Below are 19,419 nucleotides of genomic sequence, written 5' to 3'. Positions count from 1 at the left end.
CTTCTTCAAGTACAAGATAGACAGTGTCAGGCTTACTCAAACCAAAATAATGCCCCCTGGGGGACGGCAGGGTGAGTAATATCATTGCACTACAATTAGCCCTGAGTAAGTTTTATGCCGCTGCCTTCATCTAAGAATATCCGCACATTTCTTGGGTACACAAATACGTTCTCACCTTGAATGATGTTGAGTTCACGAAAACGTTCTTGTGTTAGCTCAGCTTCCACTAACTCTGATTTATCTGTTGGTTGTAGCTCTAACCTCACCAATGGCCCAATAGCATGGATATAGCTAATGGTAGCTTCAAAGCTTGGAGCAGTGCCATGACGCTCTTTATGAACTTCAATGTCATGCGGGCGAACATAAGCGATTGCAGTACTGTTCTGTGTGCCTTCATGCGCATCTACCTTTACGTGAATGTCGCCAATTTTCGCCTCGCCTAGATGCACGTGGCTATTGAATTGGTTCACATTACCTAAGAATTGATATACAAACGGTGTAGCAGGGTGATTGTAAACCTCTTGTGGCGAACCTATTTGTTCGATATTACCTTTGTTAATCACCACTACACGGTCAGATACCTCTAGGGCTTCGTCTTGGTCATGTGTTACAAAGATGCTGGTAATGTGAAGCTCATCATGTAAGCGACGTAACCAGCGACGAAGCTCTTTACGCACTTTTGCATCCAAAGCACCAAACGGTTCATCTAGCAATAAAACCTTAGGTTCAACGGCTAAGGCACGAGCTAAAGCGATACGTTGTCGCTGTCCACCAGACAATTGTGGTGGATAGCGATCTGATAGCCAGTCAAGCTGCACAAGTTCAAGTAATTCATGCACGCGTCTTTTAATTTCTGCATCATATGGACGCGTTTCTTTAGGTCGAACGCGTAAGCCGAAAGCGACATTCTCAAACACAGTCATGTGGCGGAACAAGGCGTAGTGCTGAAATACAAAGCCTACTTGACGTTCGCGCACTTGTCTTGCAGTGGCATCTTCACCATGAAAATGAATACTACCTGACTCTGGTGTTTCGAGTCCCGCAATGATTCTTAATAGTGTAGTTTTACCGCAACCTGAAGGTCCAAGTAATGCGACTAGCTCACCGCTAGGCACATCCAAGCTAATATCATTCAGGGCGCTAAAGCTGCCAAAATTCTTTTTGATGTTACGTATTTCGATACTCATAGATTCATTCCAATTGATTCAATGTTTGTTATTTAAGTTTAAATATTTAGATGCTTTCGTTGTGGATTGCGTTTTGTGCCACACGCCATTCGATAAAGGTTTTGAGTATCAGTGTGACAATCGCAAGTAACGCTAGTAGTGAAGCAACAGCAAAAGCAGCTGCTAATTGATGGTCGGCGTAAAGAATTTCTACATGTAAAGGTAGGGTGTTGGTCATACCAATAATGTGCCCAGACACAGCAGAAACTGCGCCAAATTCACCCATGGCGCGTGCGTTGGTTAAGATGACGCCGTAGAGCAAGCCCCATTTGATATTTGGGTACGTGATTCGCCAAAGGATTTGCCAACCTGATGCCCCTAAAACAAGGCCAGCTTCTTCCTCATCTTTACCCTGTGCTTGCATTAATGGTATTAACTCGCGTGCAACAAATGGAAATGTGACAAAAATGGTGGCTAATACGATGCCTGGAATAGCAAAGATGATTTTGATGTCATGGTCAAACAGGTATGAGCCAAACCAACCTTGCATACCAAAGATTAAGATATAGATTAAACCAGCTATCACAGGTGATACGGCGAATGGCAAGTCAATCAGTGTGATGAGGATGCTTTTACCTTTAAATTCAAATTTGGCAATTGCCCAAGCTGCAGAAACACCAAATACCACATTAAGTGGTACCGCAATAAGCGCTGCGATTAAGGTCAGCTTCATTGCTGCTAGCGCATTCGCATCTGATATGGCTGCAAAGTAAGTTGCAAAGCCATGACGTAAGGCTTCTGTAAAGACAGCCAGTAAAGGCACGATTAAAAATACACCTAGAAATAGCAGAACAATAGAAATCAACAAGCGGCGTACGAAAGCTGGCTCAGAAGTCGCTCGGCTGATGGCCACTTTGTTGTTGTAATGGCTGTATTGTGATTTAGCAATAGTATCTGTAGCTGTAATAATTGACATAGTGTTCTCGAGTAATGACTAATACTTTTAGTGTGAGCTGGTATTGCGACGGTTAAGCCACCACTGCAAGCCGTTAATTGCAAACAAAAGTAAGAATGAAATCACTAACATCACAACCGCCACAGCGGTGGCCTGCGCATATTCGTGCTCATCTAACTTAATATAGATGATGAGTGGAGTGATCTCAGATACAAAAGGCAGGTTACCTGCAATGAAAATAACTGAGCCATACTCACCGATTGCTCTAGCAAAAGCTAAAGAGAAGCCAGTAAGCAGTGCTGGCCATATCGCAGGGAATACAATTTTAGAGAAAGCCTGCCAGCGATTAGCACCCAAGCTAGCGGCTGCTTCTTCTGTTTCTGCTTCTAAGTCTTCTAATACAGGTTGCACGGTGCGTACAACAAAGGGTAAGCCAATAAAAGTTAGTGCAACAATCACGCCTAGTGGTGTAGATGCTACCTTGATGCCGTGAGGTTCTAACCAAGCACCAATCCAGCCGTGTGCAGAATATATGGTAGCCAAGGTAATACCAGCGACAGCAGTGGGGAGTGCGAACGGTAAATCTACTAAAGCATCGAGGATTTTTTTACCAGGAAACTTATAGCGTACTAATACCCAAGCCGTTAGTAGCCCAAATATGGCGTTAATTAACGCAGCAATTAGCGAGGCACCGAAGGTTAACTTGTAAGATGCGACGACTCGCGGTGCAGAAACCACTTCCCAAAATTCACTAAAACTTAACTCAGCCGTTTTAATGAATGCGGCTGATAAGGGAATCAATACTATCAAGCTAAGATACAGTATCGTGTAGCCTAGAGACAGGTTAAAACCAGGAAGGATATACTTATTAGTGGACATATTATTCAATCAAGTAGTCATGCAAATTTATGTGAGAACGGCCGTCAATTTAACAGGGATCTTAATAAGTTAAAAATACTGTTTACCTATAACTTTATAGCTAAATAGCATTAAGCGGCTGTGAGTTTATTGGTATTGCTAATCGAAGCGTTACGTTTAAATAATGCCGATGGTTGCAATTCTTTAGCGGTCACATGCTTGGCTAAGAAATAGCCTTGAAACAAAGTGCCACCTGATTCAATAGCTATCTCTAATTGATTTTGCGTTTCTATGCCGGTAATGACAGGCTTTGCAGCAATGTCTCGGATAATTTAAATTGGTCTGAAGTTTTACTCACCCTAGTTTGATCATCCTAGGACATATTGGAATTGAGCATGAAAAAAGTCTGGCAGCCCGTGTGGATTAGCCAGACGACTTTAAGATTGTTTAAACTTTAATCTAGTTTAACTTGGGGGAGAGCTATGCTGCCGCTTGATTTTAGGCATTAGCGGCCTTCACCTTAAACCAATTAAACGGCTAAACCTTGTGCATCAAATAAGCCATCAAACAAAATGGTGCTTAAATAGCGCTCGCCTGAATCTGGCAGTATGACCACAATCGTTTTGCCCGAATTTACTGGGAGTTTTGCATAGCGCACGGCCACTGCTACTGCTGCGCCACATGAAATTCCACATAAAATACCTTCTTCACGCGCCATGCGCTGTGCATAGAGAATGGCTTCTTCATTAGTCACTTGCGCGATGTCATCCACAACAGATAAATCAAGGTTTGCTGGTACAAAGCCAGCACCTATCCCTTGAATCTTATGCGGAGCGGGCTTGATTGCCTCGCCTGCGCGATGCTGGCTGAGCACTGGGCTTGATGCCGGCTCAACGGCCACCGTCAAAATTTTCTTGTTTTGAGTATTTTTAATATACCGTGAAACCCCTGTTATCGTACCGCCTGTCCCTACACCTGCAACAAAGATGTCAACATTGCCATCGGTTGCGCTCCAAATTTCTGGCCCTGTTGTCTTTTCATGAATCGCTGGGTTAGCCGGGTTTTTAAATTGCTGAAGCAATACGTAGCGGGTAGGGTCTGATGCAGCGATTTCTTCCGCTTTTGCAATGGCACCACTCATGCCTTTTGCGCCTTCAGTGAGCACTAATTTTGCCCCATAAGCGACCAATAGTTTACGGCGCTCTATGCTCATCGTTTCTGGCATGGTCAGTGTTAGCGGAATACCACGTGCAGCCGCAACAAAGGCTAAAGCAATGCCCGTATTGCCGCTAGTAGGCTCTACAATTTCTTTGCCAGCGCCTAATAAACCGCGTTGTTCAGCATCCCAAATCATGGCAGCGCCAATGCGGCATTTAACCGAGTAAGCTGGGTTGCGACCCTCTATTTTTGCCAATACAGTCGCTCCTGCGCCATCGGTAATGCGATTCAGCCTAACTAACGGCGTATTGCCGATAGATTGTGCATTATCTTCAAACCAACTAGACATAAGAACTCCTTAATGAATAATAACTTTTGTACCGATGACAGATACAAAAGTTGAAAGACATCAATATACAATTATTTTCGCAAGACCTCAAAGCACTCATGATGAATACCTCAAAGGCCTTGCGATTAAAAATCTCGCAATTGATAATCGAGTGACTTATTTTTGATAAATCTGATCAAATGTACCGCCGTCAGAGAAGTGCTTTTTCTGAGCCACTTGCCAACCACCAAAATCATCATCAATTTTCACTAAATTGATTTTAGGAAACTGCGCCTCGTATTTTTTAGCGACAGAAGCTAAAGTTGGACGATAGTAGTTTTTAGCCGCAATTTCTTGACCCTCTTCAGTATATAAATAATCAAGATATGCTTTGGCAACAGCTTCGGTACCGTGCTTTTTGGCGTACTTATCAACCACAGTCACTGGCGGCTCAGCTAAAATTGACACTGATGGCACAACGATTTCGTATTTTGACTTTCCACCATCTTTTTGACCCAATTCTTTTTGCGCTAAGAATGCCTCGTTTTCCCAAGCAATTAACACATCACCAATGCCGCGCTCTACAAAAGTAGTGGTTGATCCACGTGCGCCAGTATCAAGCACAGGTACATTTTTAAACAATTTAGCAATGAATTCTTTAGTTTTAACTTCATCACCACCATTTTTCTTCTGTGCATATGCCCATGCAGCTAAGTAATTCCAACGTGCGCCACCTGATGTTTTTGGGTTTGGGGTAATCACAGATACACCTGGTTTTGTTAAGTCATCCCAATCCTTAATGCCTTTAGGGTTGCCTTTACGTACAAGCAGTACAATGGTCGAAGTATAAGGCGAGCTGTTATGTGCCAAGCGCTTTTGCCAATCTTTTGGAATCAACTTAGCTTTATCGTAAAGCTGATCAACATCGTAAGCCAGCGCCAGTGTTGCCACGTCAGCATCTAGGCCATCAACAATTGCACGTGCTTGTTTGCCAGAGCCGCCGTGTGAGGCTTTAACTGTGACTTTGTCGCCAGTTTTTGTTAACCAATATTTGCTAAATGCCGCATTAAAATCTTGGTAAAGTTCGCGCGTTGGGTCGTATGAAACATTGAGTAAAGTAATATCTTTTGCGGATGCCAAAGTTGGCGCCGCTGCGCCAAATGCTATTGAAAGTAGTGCAATGGCTAAAAGTGATTTTTTCATAGTGAATCCTTATTTTTTGGGTAACTCGTTAAGCTGTATTAGTCGTATTTGTTGTAGGTAAACAATTGCATTCCATCGTGTTTTCCTTTCTTTTGTCTATGATGGTTTGCGTAATATACAAATTATCATGAGGCTAAGTTCTTGTTAGAATGCCACTTGAAAACGCGCAAATAGTGCACGCTCATCTTCACGATCTTTCACTTTATTCGTGCTTGCGTTATAGCCGTTACTAGCGCCAGTGACCGCGTTGTAAGCTGGTCCGGTGCCTGCACCACCTTCAAAAGCTGTTTGTTCATAATTCAATACGATTTTTGCATTTGAATTCAGATACCAATTGACACCAGCCGTCCAAGTTTTAGCCTTTTTCGCACTAAAGGTAGGGTCAGCGTAAGCTTGCGCCAATGTTGGTGTTGCATCTGCGCCAGTTTGACCAGCCAGCTGACCAGATTGGTTTTTGAACGTATCGCTATCAACACTTAACTCACTGTAACGCAGTGCTAACTCCCAAGCGCCCCAGCCACCTTTATCAAAGTCAAAATCATTTTTTGGCTTCACGCCTTTGAATGATGAATCTTCACCTGTTAATAAATAAGTGGCGGCAATTTGCCATGCATTGTTGTTAAGTGTTTTATTTGAGCCTGCTAGTGTTGTTGTTTGTGCTGTACCTAATGCCGTTGCAGCTGCGCCGCCTGCCGCAGGTGAACCGCCGCCAGCCAAGCTAACCTCTTGCGAAACTCTGGCATATTCGGCAATCACACCAAATGGACCGTTGTAGTAATAAGCCTGTGGTGCAACACGCAAACGTTTACCGTCAGCAATGGCTGCAGAACTGTATCTAAAGAAGGTCTGTTGACCATTAGTCACATAACTAGGTAGGCCGTTACGCGTGCCATCCGCTGCAGTTGTATCTGTGAAATTTAGATTTTTTTCAGCAGTTGCATTTGTATAAGTCGCTGCAATACCAAAGCCTAGGCCGGCTAATGCATTGGTTTCATCTTTAAATGGCGTGGCAAATAAACGCGCTGTGTACTCTTTATCACTATCAAACTCTGAACCAGTGCTTGCGTTTCCGCCGTCCACTACGCCATTATTAAAGCCAAGCGCATAGCTTAATTTGCTATCTAGAACGTCACCATAAACCGAAATACCTTGGTCGCGATTGGGTAAGATATTGTTTGAAACATAGCTGCGCTCAATAAACTTAATATCGCCACCAGCTTGCAATCGCTCAAGGCCTACAAATGGTTTATATTTACCTACACGTACTTTAAATGCTGGGTCAAAACGTCCGTCGATATAGGCATCTACTACTGAGGCACTGCCGCCCGCAAACTCCTCTTGAAAGCGATAGTCGTATTTGCCAAATAATGTACCTTGAATATTTGGGCGCAAACGACGTGCCAACCATGTGTCATTAGCATCGTGAAAACCTGTTACGGCATCTAAAGTTCCTGCACGCGCGTCGCTGCGGTTACGCACATCATTTGCACCGCTATCAAAACTGCGGTAATCATATTGCACCAATCCACCTAGCTTGATTGAGTTCTTGCCGTCAGCAGACTCTAAACCAAACCCACTTGCACTGGCTTTAACTACTGGTGTTGTTTTCTTTGCCGCAGCAGTATCTTCTTCGACTATCTCACCTTTACGTGCCAGCACTTTTACTTGTTGGCTTAATTCTTGTACTAAGTTACGAAGCTCTTCAAGCTCAGTACTATCGTTAGCGCTAGCTGTGATTGGTAAAGAAATAATACCGCTGGCAATGAGTATGGCGGCAAATTTTGTATATTTGAATTGCATTTTAATCTCCTGGCATAAAGCTTCCAGCCTGCTGGTCAGCCCCTTTGTTGCTTTAAGTTTTTTTATTTTGCCGCTACTGGTATAGAAGGCGTAACTCTTTTGCTCTCTAGATTCTCGCTATTAGAAAATCTAAACTTCTCGCGTTTTTCAATTTGTGTCACACGTCCTTCATGCAGCACGATTTCTATTGAACCAAAACCAGATCCGCGCTTGAGCGCATCTACGGCTTGTAAGATTTCTTGCACTACATCTCTGCTAATGTTGGTTGAGTTGTGAATATGTGACATGTGGTTAACCTCAAATCAAATTAAGTAAAAAGCGAATATCAGCACTATAAGAAGTATTTTAAATAATTAAAAAGAATTGATTTTTATAAGTTTATAATCAAAAAGAATATAAATCGGTGTAATTGAGAATAAAGTCACTTTTGGGCTTGGTATTTGCGAGTTCTAATTCCAATTCATTGAATTGATAGGTATAATATGGAAGAATTTTTTTGATGGGCTTTGTGCCCATTTTTTGTTTCTGCGACTTACGCATGAGTTAGTAAGGTTGCGGTAGGGATAGGGGTTTAATAAACATGCAAGATCTGCATACCTTGATAGAGACATCGGTAAGCCAATTAGGCTATGAACTTGTTGATTTAGAGATTTCAAATCGCGGTAAATTGTTGCGTGTTTTTATTGATAAGTTAAACCCAGCGGATAATAAAGACAGCGTCAATATTGATGATTGCAGCTTGGTGAGTAATCAGCTGGGTAACTTGTTGGCGGTGGAAAATGATATTGATTACGATCGTTTGGAAGTTTCGTCACCAGGCATGGATCGCGTACTGAAAAAAGAAGCTGATTTCATTAGATTTACTGGCGAGCGAGCGCAGATTAAGTTACGTGTTGGTATAAAAGATGAAAGCGCAAACGCAACGGAAACAACCTTGCCGCGTAAGACTTTTTTAGGTTTTATTAAAGGTGTGCAAGATGGCCAAGTCTTAATTGAGTTTGATGGTGTTGTGTATAAAATGGCCTTGAGTAATATTGATAAAGCGCGTTTGAACCCAGTATTTTAAGGCTGGCGTTAAAGGCGAGTGTTAAGGGTAGGTTAAATAAATCGTTTGATAAGAATTTAGTGAAATAAAGCAGTTAATCTGCAATTTATAGTCGGAGATAGATGATGAGTCGTGAAATTTTATTATTGGTAGATGCACTAGCACACGAAAAAAATGTGAGTAAAGAGGTTATTTTTACTGCACTAGAGCTTGCCTTGGCTTCAGCCACCAAGAAAAAACATCATGATGATGCCGATGTGCGCGTTGCTATCGATCGCGAAAGTGGCGAATATGAAACATTCAGACGCTGGCAGTATGTTGAATATGACTTGCTAGAAAACTCAGCTTATCAAATCGATGAAGAAAGCGACAACGCTAAAGGTTTGAATATTGGCGAGTATTACGAAGAGCCATTAGAAAGCATTGAGTTTGGACGTATTGGCGCGCAAGCTGCTAAACAAGTCATTTTGCAAAAAGTGCGTGAAGCTGAGCGCGAGCAAATTTTAGAAGACTTTTTAGCGCGTGATGAAAAATTAGTCACAGGCGTGATTAAACGTATGGAAAAAGGCAATGCGATTATTGAAGTAGGTCGTATTGAATCATTATTGCCACGTGAGCAAATGATTCCTAAAGAGAATCTTCGTGTAGGTGACCGTGTGCGTGCATTTCTTTCACGCATTGAACGTGGTGGTCGTGGCCCTCAATTAATACTTTCAAGAATTACGCCTGATTTCTTAGTGCGTTTATTTGAGTTGGAAGTGCCAGAAATTGAAGAAGGTTTGCTAGAAATTCGTGCTGCGGCGCGTGATCCTGGTCTGCGTTCAAAAATCGCAGTAAAAAGTAACGATCAACGCATTGACCCAGTAGGTACTTGCGTAGGTATGCGCGGTTCACGTGTGCAAGCGGTGACTGGCGAATTGGCTGGCGAGCGTGTGGATATTGTATTGTGGTCTATGGAGCCAGCACAATTTGTGATTAACGCCATGTCGCCTGCTGAAGTTTCTAGCATTGTGGTTGATGAAGATGCGCACAGTATGGATGTTGTGGTGGATGAAGAGCAATTAGCCTTGGCAATTGGCCGTAATGGTCAAAACGTACGTTTGGCTTCAGAATTAACTGGTTGGACATTAAATATTCTGACGGTTGATCAAGCTGCACAGAAAAACCAAGATGAATTTGCTGGTGTAAGCCAGTTGTTCATGGATAAATTAGATGTGGATGCTGAAGTAGCGGAGATTCTAGTGCAAGAAGGTTTCAGCACTTTAGAAGAAATTGCATATGTGCCATTGGCTGAAATGAACGAAATCGAAGCGTTTGATGAAGATACCATTGAAGAGCTACGTAAACGTGCTCGTGCAGCCTTACTAACAGAAGCGATTGCTAAAGAAGAAAAAGTTGAAGAGGCTTCTGAAGATTTGTTGACGATGGAAGGCATGGACGCTGAAACTGCACATTTATTGGCATCTAAAGGTGTGGCAACCATGGACGATTTAGCTGAGTTAGCGGTAGATGAGTTAGAAGAGCTAACAGGCATGGATGCAGAACGTGCAAAAACATTAATCATGACAGCTCGCGCACCTTGGTTTAAATAAGCAATTTTGGTTTAAGTAAGCGCGTAGGTTTTAAGTAGACCATTTGGGTTTATTTAAACATAGTAATCAATAAAAGTAATAGTGGTAGAGCTAGGCAATAAAGCTTAGACAAGAATACTGGAGTAACAAGATGGCACAAACAACCGTAGAACAATTTGCTGGCGAATTAAAGCTGCCAACAGCGTTGTTATTAGAACAGCTCAATAGCGCAGGTGTAAAAAAATCAGCGGCTGAAGATTATCTAAGTGAAGATGATAAAACAGCGCTGTTAGATCACCTCCGTAAAGAGCACGGTACGCTTGCGCCGAAAAATAAAATTACTTTAATGCGTAAATCCAGTACAGAGATCAAGAAAACTGATAACACGGGTAAGGCGCGTACGATTCAAGTTGAAGTGCGTAAAAAACGCGTGATTGAACAGCATGATGAGTCTGAATTAGCTGCGCCTGTAGAAGAGGTTTTAGCCGAAGAGCAAGCACCTGAACCGATAGTTGAAGTAATCGCACCTGTTGAAGTTGTTGTTGAAGTGCCAGTCGTTGAAGAGGTAGTTCCAGTTGCAGAAGTGATTGTGGAAGAAGCCATTGTTGCTGAAGTTGCTCCAGAACCGGCGATAGAAAAACCTGTCGTTGCCGAGCCTGTGATTAAAACGATTAGCCGTAAAGACTTGTTGGGCGCAGATGAAATTGCCTTGCGTGAAAATGAAGCGAGACGTCACTCAGCATTGGCGGCCATTCAGGCGGAAGATAAGCGCAAAAAAGCAGAAATGGCGCAACGTCGCATAGATGAAGAAGCTAGAAAGCTGGCCGAAGCCGAAGCTGCTAAAGTAAAAGCAGCAAAACTATCTGAAGGTACATTACATAAGCCTGTCGCTAAAGAAGGTGCAGCTAAGCCAGCTGCAGCAACGAAAGAAGCGAAAAAAGGCAAAGGCAATAACAAAGAATGGACAGATGCGGAGAATAAAAAGCGCGGTCTAAAAACACGTGGTGATACTACTGCGGGTAAACCAGGCTGGCGCGCACCTAAAGGCAAAAATAGACATCAAGATGATGATGCGCAACATGGTTTTACAGCACCAACTGAAGCAATTATTTATGAGGTGCTAGTGCCAGAAACCATTACGGTTGCTGAATTGGCGCACAAAATGGCGGTTAAATCAGGTGAAGTGATTAAAACGCTGATGGGTATGGGCATGATGGTGACTATTAACCAAGTGCTAGACCAAGAAACAGCCATTATTATTGTAGAAGAAATGGGTCATAAAGCCGCTGCTGCAGCGCCAAACGATCCAGATACTTTTGTTGAAGAGGCGGAACATGCCGCGGCAGTGATGGAAACTCGCCCACCAGTAGTGACTGTGATGGGTCACGTTGACCATGGTAAAACTTCATTGCTCGATTATATTCGTCGTAGCCGTGTGGCTTCGGGCGAAGCGGGTGGTATTACGCAGCACATTGGTGCTTATCACGTTGAAACACCGCGCGGTATGGTGACTTTCCTAGATACACCAGGCCATGAAGCGTTTACGGCTATGCGTGCTCGCGGTGCTAAAGCGACCGATGTGGTAATTTTAGTGGTTTCTGCGGATGATGGCGTGATGCCACAAACTATTGAAGCGATTCACCATGCTAAGGCTGCAGGTGTGCCATTAGTGGTTGCAATCAATAAAATTGATAAACCTGGTGCAGAACCAGAACGCGTGAAAATGGAACTAGTCGCTCAAGAAGTTGTGCCAGAAGATTTTGGTGGCGAAGTCATGTTCAGAGAAGTTTCAGCCAAAACAGGTAAAGGGATTGATGAGCTTTTAGAAGCTGTACTTTTACAAGCTGAGGTTTTAGAGCTTCAGGCACCTAAAAACACGCCAGCTAAAGGCTTGGTGATTGAAGGTCGTCTAGATAAAGGGCGTGGTTCAGTTGCAACTATTTTAGTGACCTCTGGAACGCTTAAACGCGGTGATATGGTATTAGCAGGGACTACGTTTGGTAAAGTACGTGCGATGCTGGATGAGTCAGGTAATGAAATTCAAGAGGCTGGCCCATCAATGCCGGTAGAAATTCAAGGTTTGTCAGACGTGCCAAGTGCTGGTGAAGAAATGATTGTGCTTAACGATGAGCGCAAAGCACGAGAAATCGCCAACTTCCGTCAAGGTAAATTCCGTGATGTGAAATTAGCCAAACAACAAGCTGCTAAACTCGAAAATATGTTCGAGCAAATGGGCGATGGCAACTTGCAAACGCTGGGCTTGATTATTAAATCTGATGTACAAGGTTCATACGAAGCTTTGGCAACAAGCTTACAAAAACTTTCAACTTCTGAGGTGCGCGTCAATGTTATTCACACTGGTGTAGGTGCAATTAGCGAGTCAGATGTTAACTTGGCAGCAGCATCAAAAGCCGTATTGATAGGCTTTAACGTTCGTGCAGATTCAGGCGCACGTAAATTGATAGAAACGCTAGGCATAGATGTACGTTACTACAATATTATCTACGAGGCTGTTGACGAAATTAAAGCCGCTTTAGGCGGTATGTTAGCGCCAGAGCAAAGAGAAAGTATGATTGGTACTGTGGAGATTCGTGAAGTATTCCGCATCTCTAAGATTGGCGCTATTGCTGGTTGTTATGTACAGGATGGTATGATTAAACGTACTTCAAGAGTGCGTGTATTACGTAATAACGTGATTATTCATACTGGCGAATTAGATTCACTCAAGCGCTTTAAAGATGACGTTAAAGAGGTTAAGAACAACTTTGAGTGTGGCTTGTCATTGAAAAACTTTAATGATATTGAAGTTGGCGACATCTTAGAAGTATATGAAATCGTTGAAGTAGCACGTACTCTATAATGGCAAAAGACTTTTCAAGAAGCCATCGAGTTGCAGAGCAAATGCAGCGTGAACTCGCTGATTTGCTGCAATTTGAAGTAAAAGATCCGCGCGTGAAAATGGTCACGATTACTGCAGTTGAAGTCACTGGTGATATGGCGCACGCGAAGATTTTTTACAGTGCGAGTAAAGCCAGTGATAGCTTGCAGCAAGGTCTTGAAAAGTCAGCAGGCTTCTTAAGAACGCAAGTGGCTAAACGCATGTTACTTCGCACGGTTCCGCAACTGCATTTTGTCTATGATGCCTCAATTGATAATGGCATGATGATGTCAAAACTGATTGATGAAGCGCTTGCGACCAATCCAGACAATATCCCAGCAAAAGATAACAAATAATTCTAAACACGCTAGCCAGCAGAGGCGAGATTCTTGCAGTTTAAAAGAACAAAACGAAATGTAAACGGCGTGTTGCTACTGGATAAGCCAATCGGTTTTTCTAGCAACCAAGCCCTACAAAAAGCCAAATGGCTATATCAAGCCGCAAAAGCTGGGCACACAGGCACGCTAGATCCATTGGCGACAGGCTTGCTGCCGCTTTGCTTTGGTGAGGCCACAAAATTTGCGCATTACCTGACTGATGCGGACAAAACCTACGTAGCGACTTTAAAGCTAGGCATTACTACTAATACTGGTGATGCGGAAGGCGAGGTGCTGACAACGCAAACTGTGAATGTTAGCCAAATGCAATTTGAACAAGCGTGCCAGCAGTTTCTCGGTGAAATCAGCCAAATTCCTCCAATGTTTTCTGCTTTAAAGCATGAAGGCAAAGCGATGTATGAATACGCACGTGCTGGCATAGAAATAGAGCGCAAAGCTCGCTTGATTACTATTCATCATATTGCGGTTGAAGACTTTAAGCAGGATGAAGCGATCATTACCGTGACTTGCACAAAAGGCACCTACATACGCACCTTGGCAGAAGATATTGGTAAGCAATTGGGTTGCGGCGCGCATTTAATTGGTTTGCGCAGAACAGCCACGGCTGACTACAAAATAGCCCAAACTATCACCTTAGAACAATTAGAAGCCATGACGCTAGAGCAAAGAGAAGCCGCTTTGCTGCCTGAAGACAGCGCCGTGCAGCATTTACCAGCGATTACCTTAGATGATAATAGCGTGTTTTACCTGCAGCAAGGTCAGGGCGTATGGAGGAGTGGCGTGGTGCCCAAAGGTTTGCTGCGGCTATATAGTGAGCAGCAAACTTTTTTAGGGCTGGGTGAGTTGTCGGATGATGGAAAAATCGCGCCGAAACGCCTAATAAGGCATCTCGAAAATTAAGCTGAGAGTCCATAAATATACAAAACTACTTGATAAATCATAGATTTATCTTTAGAATGCTCAGTTCATTTTGTAAATGAATGCTTTAGTGGGGTTTCTACTTTTGCATTGACGCTAATTATTAGGAAAAAAAATGGCAACTACAGCTTTAGATACAGCAAAAATCGTTAAAGAATATCAACGTGCTCCAAATGATACCGCTAGCCCAGAAGTGCAAGTTGCACTTTTAACTAGCCGCATTACCTACTTAACAGAGCATTTTAAGTCTAACAAAAAAGATAACCACTCACGTCGCGGTTTATTGGCTTTAGTAAGTCAACGTCGTAGCTTGTTGGATTATTTAAAACGTAAAGATGCAGCTCGTTATCAAGATTTGATTGCGCGTTTAAGCTTGCGTAAGTAATTTTTATAAAAGTGACTTCTTGTTAATATTTAGCTCGCTTTTGTAATTGTAAAGAAAGCCGATTGCATGGTGATATGCGTCGGCTTTTTTCATGGCTGAAATACAAAGCCAAAAAATATCACAGTACGTTTTAAATTGACTAAGAAAAACCAGCGCTTATTGGGTAGTGAATAAGCGCTTATTGAAAAGACAAAGGAAAAAATAATGTTTAATAAAGTAACTAAAAGTATTCAATACGGTGCGCATACGCTCACACTTGAAACAGGTGAAATCTCACGTCAAGCCGATGCGGCTGTGATGGTGAGCTACGGCGATACGGTGGTATTGGTAGCCGTTACAAGTAAATCAGAAGTAAAAGCAGGTCAAGACTTTTTCCCGTTAACAGTAGATTACATGGAAAAAACGTATGCTGCAGGTAAAATCCCAGGTGGCTTTTTCAAACGCGAAGGCCGTCCTTCAGAAAAAGAAACACTGACAAGCCGTTTAATCGATCGTCCATTACGTCCATTATTCCCAGAAGCGTTCTACAACGAAGTGCAAGTTGTAGCGACTGTATTGTCATCAGATCCAGAAATTGATGCAGATATTCCAGCGATTATTGGTGCTTCTGCCGCAATGTCGTTATCAGGTATTCCATTCTTCGGCCCACTAGGTGCGGCACGTGTTGGTTATATCAATGACGAATATGTATTGAACCCAACAAAAGCACAATTAGCAGAAACTGAGTTGGACTTAGTTGTAGCTGCTACTGAAACAGCGGTAATGATGGTTGAATCTGAAGCGAAAGAGCTTTCAGAAGAAGTGATGCTAGGCGCGGTGGTGTTCGGTCACGAGCAAATGCAAGCGGTAATCAAAATGATTGCTGAGCTAGCTGCTGAAGCTGGTAAAGATGCTTGGGATTGGGTTGCTCCAGAACCAGATACAGCGTTAATCGCAAAAGTAGCTGATTTAGCTGCCGCAGATATTAATGCGGCATTTCAAATCAAAGCAAAAGGTGCGCGTTCAGCTAAGTTGTCAGAAATTACTAGCCGCGTATTAAGCACGTTAATTACTGAAGAAACTTCAACGACCGAAGCTAACAAAATTAAAAATGAAATCTTTAATTTAGAAGCTAAAACAGTACGTAGCCAAATTTTAAATGGCGAGCCACGTATTGATGGCCGTGATACACGCACGGTACGTCCAATCAGCATCCGTACAGGCGTATTGCCGCGTACTCATGGCTCTGCATTGTTCACACGCGGTGAAACACAAGCTTTGGTGGTTGCAACGCTTGGTACAGGTCGTGATGAGCAAGTGATTGATGCGCTTCAAGGCGAGTTTAAAGACCGCTTTATGTTGCACTACAACATGCCTCCGTACGCGACTGGTGAAACAGGTCGCGTAGGTACACCAAAGCGCCGCGAAATCGGTCATGGTCGCTTAGCAAAACGTTCATTAATCGCAGCATTGCCAGATCAATCGGATTTCGATTACACCATGCGTGTAGTGTCTGAAATTACAGAATCGAACGGTTCTAGCTCAATGGCGTCTGTTTGTGGTGGCTGTTTAGCGTTGATGGATGCAGGCGTGCCTATGAAATCATTGGTGGCTGGTATCGCCATGGGCTTGATTAAAGAAGGCAACCGCGTTGCGGTGTTGACTGATATTTTAGGTGACGAAGATCACCTAGGTGATATGGACTTTAAAGTAGCGGGTACAGAAGATGGTATTACTGCACTACAAATGGACATCAAAATCACAGGGATTACTGCACAAATTATGCAAGTGGCTTTAGCGCAAGCTAAAGAAGGCCGTGCACACATTTTAGGTATCATGAAAACGGCAATGAGCAGCGCAAATACTGAAATGTCAGCGTTTGCACCACGCATTATCGTAATGAAAATCAACCCTGAAAAAATCCGTGATGTGATCGGTAAAGGTGGCGCGGTGATTCGTGCCTTAACTGAAGAAACAGGTACTAGCATTGATATTACTGAAGACGGTACAGTGAAAATTGCATGCACAAGTTCAGAGCAAGGTGCTGAAGCGCAACGCCGCATTGCTGAGATTACTGCTGAAGTTGAAATCGGTAATGTCTATGAAGGTACTGTGCTTAAGTTACTTGATTTTGGTGCGATCGTGTCACTAATTCCTGGTAAAGATGGCTTGTTGCACATTTCACAAATTGCACATCAGCGTGTTAATGCTGTGAGTGACTTCTTAAAAGAGGGCGATATTGTTAAAGTTAAAGTAGTTGAAGCTGATGAAAAAGGCCGCGTGCGTTTAAGCATGAAGGCTTTGATTGAGGCGCCAGCTGCCGAAGCTAAATCAGAATCAGAAGCTGACGAATAAAAATTGGTAAGTGTTTAACAAAAAGCCCGACTAGTCGGGCTTTTGTTATATGCTAAATTAAGCAACTTAATTATTTAGCCACTTGTCTCTCGCGCATCTCATCTAGAGTTTTGCAGTCAATGCAAAGTGTCGCTGTAGGGCGCGCTTCGAGGCGTTTTAGACCGATTTCAATGCCGCAACCTTCGCAATAGCCATATTCATCGCTATCAATATTGCGTAAAGTCTCGTCAATTTTCTTGATAAGTTTACGTTCGCGGTCGCGGTTGCGCAACTCTAAAGTCATGTCTGACTCTTGGCTTGCGCGGTCGTTAGGGTCCGCAAACATCGTGACTTCATCTTGCATCGTATGCACGGTGCGATCAAGTTCATGGCTTAGTTCTGCTTTCCAGTCATTCAAAATCTTACGAAAGTGATTGAGCTGTGGTTTGCTCATATACTGTTCGTCAGCCTTTGGCTGGTAAGGGGTGAAATGTTTAGTAATAACTTCTGCCATGGTGTGCCTCAAAAAACTTAAAAAGAGTTGCTTAAGAAAACTACCTAAGAATTATGCTTTATAAAATTAAGCGCGTGAGTGTACACTGAAACTAGCTTTGATGCAAAATTAGCCTAATTCATTGAATTATTTGCTAAATAACTTAACACAGGATATTAAAGTTTTGCTTCATTTAGCTCTAGCGCTAATAGTGTGTTTTCCATCAAAGTGGCAACCGTCATTGGACCAACGCCACCCGGTACAGGTGAAATGTAGCCTGCACGCTCCTTTGCCGCTTTAAAGTCAACGTCGCCAGCAATGCTGCCATCAGCCAGTCGATTAATACCAATATCAATGACGATGGCGCCAGGTTTAATCCAAGCGCCTTGTATCAACCCAGGTTTTCCTGCGGCAGCTACAATCAAATCCGCTTGCTGAATCATTTTAGCTAAATCTTTAGTATGCCGATGGCAGCTAGTCACGGTACAACCCGCAAGCAACAACTCTAATGCCATAGGGCGGCCTACGTGATTCGATACGCCTACCACTAGCGCATCCAAGCCCATTAGCTCTATATTGCTAGCTTGCAGCATTTTAATGACACCAAAAGGCGTGCAAGAGCGCAACGTGGGTTGGCGAACCGCTAGCCTGCCGATGTTGTAAGGATGAAAGCCATCAACATCCTTATTGGGGCTGATGCGCTCAATAATATGTTCATCTTTAATTTGAGGTGGTAAAGGCGACTGTACGAGAATGCCATCAATGGTATCGTCTTGATTCAATTGCTCAATTAAAGTAAGTAGTTCAGCTTCAGAAGTTGAATCTGGTAGATCGTAAGCAATAGAGCGAATGCCGACCTTTTCACAAGCCAAGCGTTTGTTACGTACATAGATGCCAGATGCAGGGTCTGTACCAAGAACTATTACAGCCAAACCAGGTGCGCGTTTGTTTGCTTGTAAGCGATTATTGATGCGTTCTTTAATCGAGTTTAGAAGATTTTCAGCAATGGCTTTGCCATCAATTATTTGAGCGGTCATTAGAGTTTATTTTGCTTACTTTTTAAGCGACATTAAAAATAAAGTAACATTTTATCATAATAGATTTGACCTTCAGCTCGGTTTGCAGTATATTTCTGCCCTTCGGCGTGTAGCGTAGCCTGGTAGCGCGCCTGCTTTGGGAGCAGGATGTCGGGAGTTCGAATCTCTCCACGCCGACCAAATTTTAACTTGTTGAAGTGCTTAGTCAGTTCAGCAAGTCAAGATAAAAGTCAGCCCGAAAACTTTATACGCAAATATAAAGCCTTGTAACCACAATCTGCCCGTAGCTCAACCGGATAGAGCACCAGCCTTCTAAGCTGGGGGTTACAGGTTCGATTCCTGTCGGGCAGACCAGTATGTAAAAGTCTCTATGGTGGCTGTAGCTCAGTTGGTAGAGTCCAGGATTGTGATTCCTGTTGTCGTGGGTTCGAGCCCCATCAGCCACCCCAAACATCCCCTTAAGTATCAACATGTTAGCGCGCTAATTAATGGCTGCTATCTTGCATGTAAGCTGTTTGTCCTTCTCTTGTCCTTTTTGGAGAAGTTTATGGCTACATTTCGCAAGCGTTCTAATTCATGGCAGGCACGAGTTCAGCTCTCTGGTTACCCTGACCAATCAAAGTCATTTAAAAGTTATGCAGAGGCTATCGCGTGGGCTAGGAAGATTGAGTCTGACATTGATAGTGGTAGCACTAATCATCTAATAAAAGCTAACAACAAAGTATTACTCAAAGACTTGCTGGAACGATACAAGTTAGAAGTTACTTGTCACAAAAAGCATGCTAGCGCTGAGGCATACCGAGTGGACTTCTGGTTAAGACATGAACTATCAGGCAAGTCTATTGCATCCATTAAGAGTGTTGTAATGGTCTAACAAACTGCCACACTTGCTAAGGTTTTTTGCTGATACTTT

At 43.1% G+C, this 19,419-nt stretch carries 17 protein-coding genes and 3 tRNA genes; 11 read left to right on the top strand and 9 right to left on the bottom strand.

What is annotated here, in order from left to right; translation table 11 throughout:
- Positions 1 to 95: 95 nt before the first annotated feature.
- From PSU78_RS06190 to PSU78_RS06160, 7 genes are all read right to left on the bottom strand, one after another.
- Positions 96 to 1,187, bottom strand: coding sequence for a sulfate ABC transporter ATP-binding protein (locus PSU78_RS06190; protein WP_300385806.1), 1,092 nt, complete (start codon positions 1,185 to 1,187; stop codon positions 96 to 98).
- Between the two features lie 46 nt (positions 1,188 to 1,233).
- On the bottom strand, positions 1,234 to 2,142 hold the full coding sequence (gene cysW / locus PSU78_RS06185; RefSeq protein WP_300385804.1) for a sulfate ABC transporter permease subunit CysW: 909 nt from the start codon (positions 2,140 to 2,142) through the stop codon (positions 1,234 to 1,236).
- A 27-nt stretch (positions 2,143 to 2,169) separates the two neighbouring features.
- Positions 2,170 to 3,000 carry a sulfate ABC transporter permease subunit CysT gene (cysT, locus tag PSU78_RS06180; protein WP_300385801.1) on the bottom strand — a complete coding sequence of 277 codons (831 nt, stop codon included), beginning with the start codon at positions 2,998 to 3,000 and terminating at the stop codon, positions 2,170 to 2,172.
- Between the two features lie 508 nt (positions 3,001 to 3,508).
- A complete protein-coding gene (gene cysK, locus PSU78_RS06175) occupies positions 3,509 to 4,486 on the bottom strand; it encodes a cysteine synthase A (RefSeq protein WP_300385800.1) in 978 nt (325 codons plus the stop codon).
- Positions 4,487 to 4,642: 156 nt separating this feature from the next.
- Positions 4,643 to 5,668 (bottom strand): sulfate ABC transporter substrate-binding protein, encoded by a 1,026-nt coding sequence (locus PSU78_RS06170; RefSeq protein ID WP_300385797.1) that lies wholly within the window; start codon positions 5,666 to 5,668, stop codon positions 4,643 to 4,645.
- 144 nt (positions 5,669 to 5,812) lie between these two features.
- Positions 5,813 to 7,468, bottom strand: coding sequence for a porin (locus PSU78_RS06165; protein WP_300385794.1), 1,656 nt, complete (start codon positions 7,466 to 7,468; stop codon positions 5,813 to 5,815).
- Positions 7,469 to 7,530: 62 nt separating this feature from the next.
- On the bottom strand, positions 7,531 to 7,755 hold the full coding sequence (locus PSU78_RS06160; protein WP_300385791.1) for a YezD family protein: 225 nt from the start codon (positions 7,753 to 7,755) through the stop codon (positions 7,531 to 7,533).
- A gap of 293 nt (positions 7,756 to 8,048) precedes the next feature.
- On the opposite strand from PSU78_RS06160, the gene rimP reads away from it, so the two are divergent.
- The 7 genes from rimP (at position 8,049) to pnp (ending at position 16,997) form a co-directional block, all read left to right on the top strand.
- The gene (gene rimP / locus PSU78_RS06155) at positions 8,049 to 8,534 is read left to right on the top strand and encodes a ribosome maturation factor RimP (protein WP_300385788.1); all 486 of its coding nucleotides are present in this window, start codon (positions 8,049 to 8,051) and stop codon (positions 8,532 to 8,534) included.
- A gap of 104 nt (positions 8,535 to 8,638) precedes the next feature.
- The gene (gene nusA, locus PSU78_RS06150; RefSeq protein WP_300385809.1) at positions 8,639 to 10,105 is read left to right on the top strand and encodes a transcription termination factor NusA; all 1,467 of its coding nucleotides are present in this window, start codon (positions 8,639 to 8,641) and stop codon (positions 10,103 to 10,105) included.
- A gap of 130 nt (positions 10,106 to 10,235) precedes the next feature.
- Entirely contained in the window at positions 10,236 to 12,944 is a 2,709-nt protein-coding gene (gene infB / locus PSU78_RS06145) for a translation initiation factor IF-2 (protein ID WP_300385785.1), read from the top strand.
- Positions 12,944 to 13,318 carry a 30S ribosome-binding factor RbfA gene (gene rbfA / locus PSU78_RS06140; RefSeq protein WP_300385782.1) on the top strand — a complete coding sequence of 125 codons (375 nt, stop codon included), beginning with the start codon at positions 12,944 to 12,946 and terminating at the stop codon, positions 13,316 to 13,318. The genes infB and rbfA overlap by 1 nt, the downstream gene beginning before the upstream one ends.
- Before the next feature lie 33 nt (positions 13,319 to 13,351).
- Positions 13,352 to 14,260, top strand: a complete 909-nt coding sequence (truB, locus tag PSU78_RS06135) for a tRNA pseudouridine(55) synthase TruB (RefSeq protein ID WP_300385779.1) — start codon at positions 13,352 to 13,354, stop codon at positions 14,258 to 14,260.
- 133 nt (positions 14,261 to 14,393) lie between these two features.
- Entirely contained in the window at positions 14,394 to 14,663 is a 270-nt protein-coding gene (rpsO, locus tag PSU78_RS06130) for a 30S ribosomal protein S15 (protein ID WP_300385776.1), read from the top strand.
- 204 nt (positions 14,664 to 14,867) lie between these two features.
- A complete protein-coding gene (pnp, locus tag PSU78_RS06125; RefSeq protein ID WP_300385773.1) occupies positions 14,868 to 16,997 on the top strand; it encodes a polyribonucleotide nucleotidyltransferase in 2,130 nt (709 codons plus the stop codon).
- 70 nt (positions 16,998 to 17,067) lie between these two features.
- Here the strand turns inward: pnp and dksA are convergent, their stop codons facing one another.
- Together dksA and folD are read right to left on the bottom strand one after the other, a co-directional pair.
- Positions 17,068 to 17,490 (bottom strand): RNA polymerase-binding protein DksA, encoded by a 423-nt coding sequence (gene dksA, locus PSU78_RS06120; RefSeq protein ID WP_300385770.1) that lies wholly within the window; start codon positions 17,488 to 17,490, stop codon positions 17,068 to 17,070.
- 155 nt (positions 17,491 to 17,645) lie between these two features.
- Complete coding sequence (gene folD / locus PSU78_RS06115; protein WP_300385767.1) at positions 17,646 to 18,506, bottom strand: bifunctional methylenetetrahydrofolate dehydrogenase/methenyltetrahydrofolate cyclohydrolase FolD; 861 nt, start codon at positions 18,504 to 18,506, stop codon at positions 17,646 to 17,648.
- A 103-nt stretch (positions 18,507 to 18,609) separates the two neighbouring features.
- Here folD and PSU78_RS06110 point away from each other — a divergent pair.
- The 4 genes from PSU78_RS06110 to PSU78_RS06095 all read left to right on the top strand — a co-directional run bounded on the left by PSU78_RS06110 (position 18,610) and on the right by PSU78_RS06095 (position 19,380).
- A tRNA-Pro gene (locus PSU78_RS06110) sits at positions 18,610 to 18,686 on the top strand.
- 97 nt (positions 18,687 to 18,783) lie between these two features.
- Positions 18,784 to 18,860 (top strand) — tRNA-Arg (locus tag PSU78_RS06105).
- Between the two features lie 19 nt (positions 18,861 to 18,879).
- Positions 18,880 to 18,955: transfer RNA gene (locus PSU78_RS06100), tRNA-His, on the top strand.
- Between the two features lie 98 nt (positions 18,956 to 19,053).
- Positions 19,054 to 19,380, top strand: a complete 327-nt coding sequence (locus PSU78_RS06095; RefSeq protein ID WP_300385764.1) for a hypothetical protein — start codon at positions 19,054 to 19,056, stop codon at positions 19,378 to 19,380.
- Positions 19,381 to 19,419: the final 39 nt, after the last annotated feature.

It is taken from the genome of Methylotenera sp., from assembly GCF_029945705.1.
Taxonomy (GTDB): domain Bacteria; phylum Pseudomonadota; class Gammaproteobacteria; order Burkholderiales; family Methylophilaceae; genus Methylotenera.
This window is presented reverse-complemented; position numbering and strand designations above follow the sequence as displayed.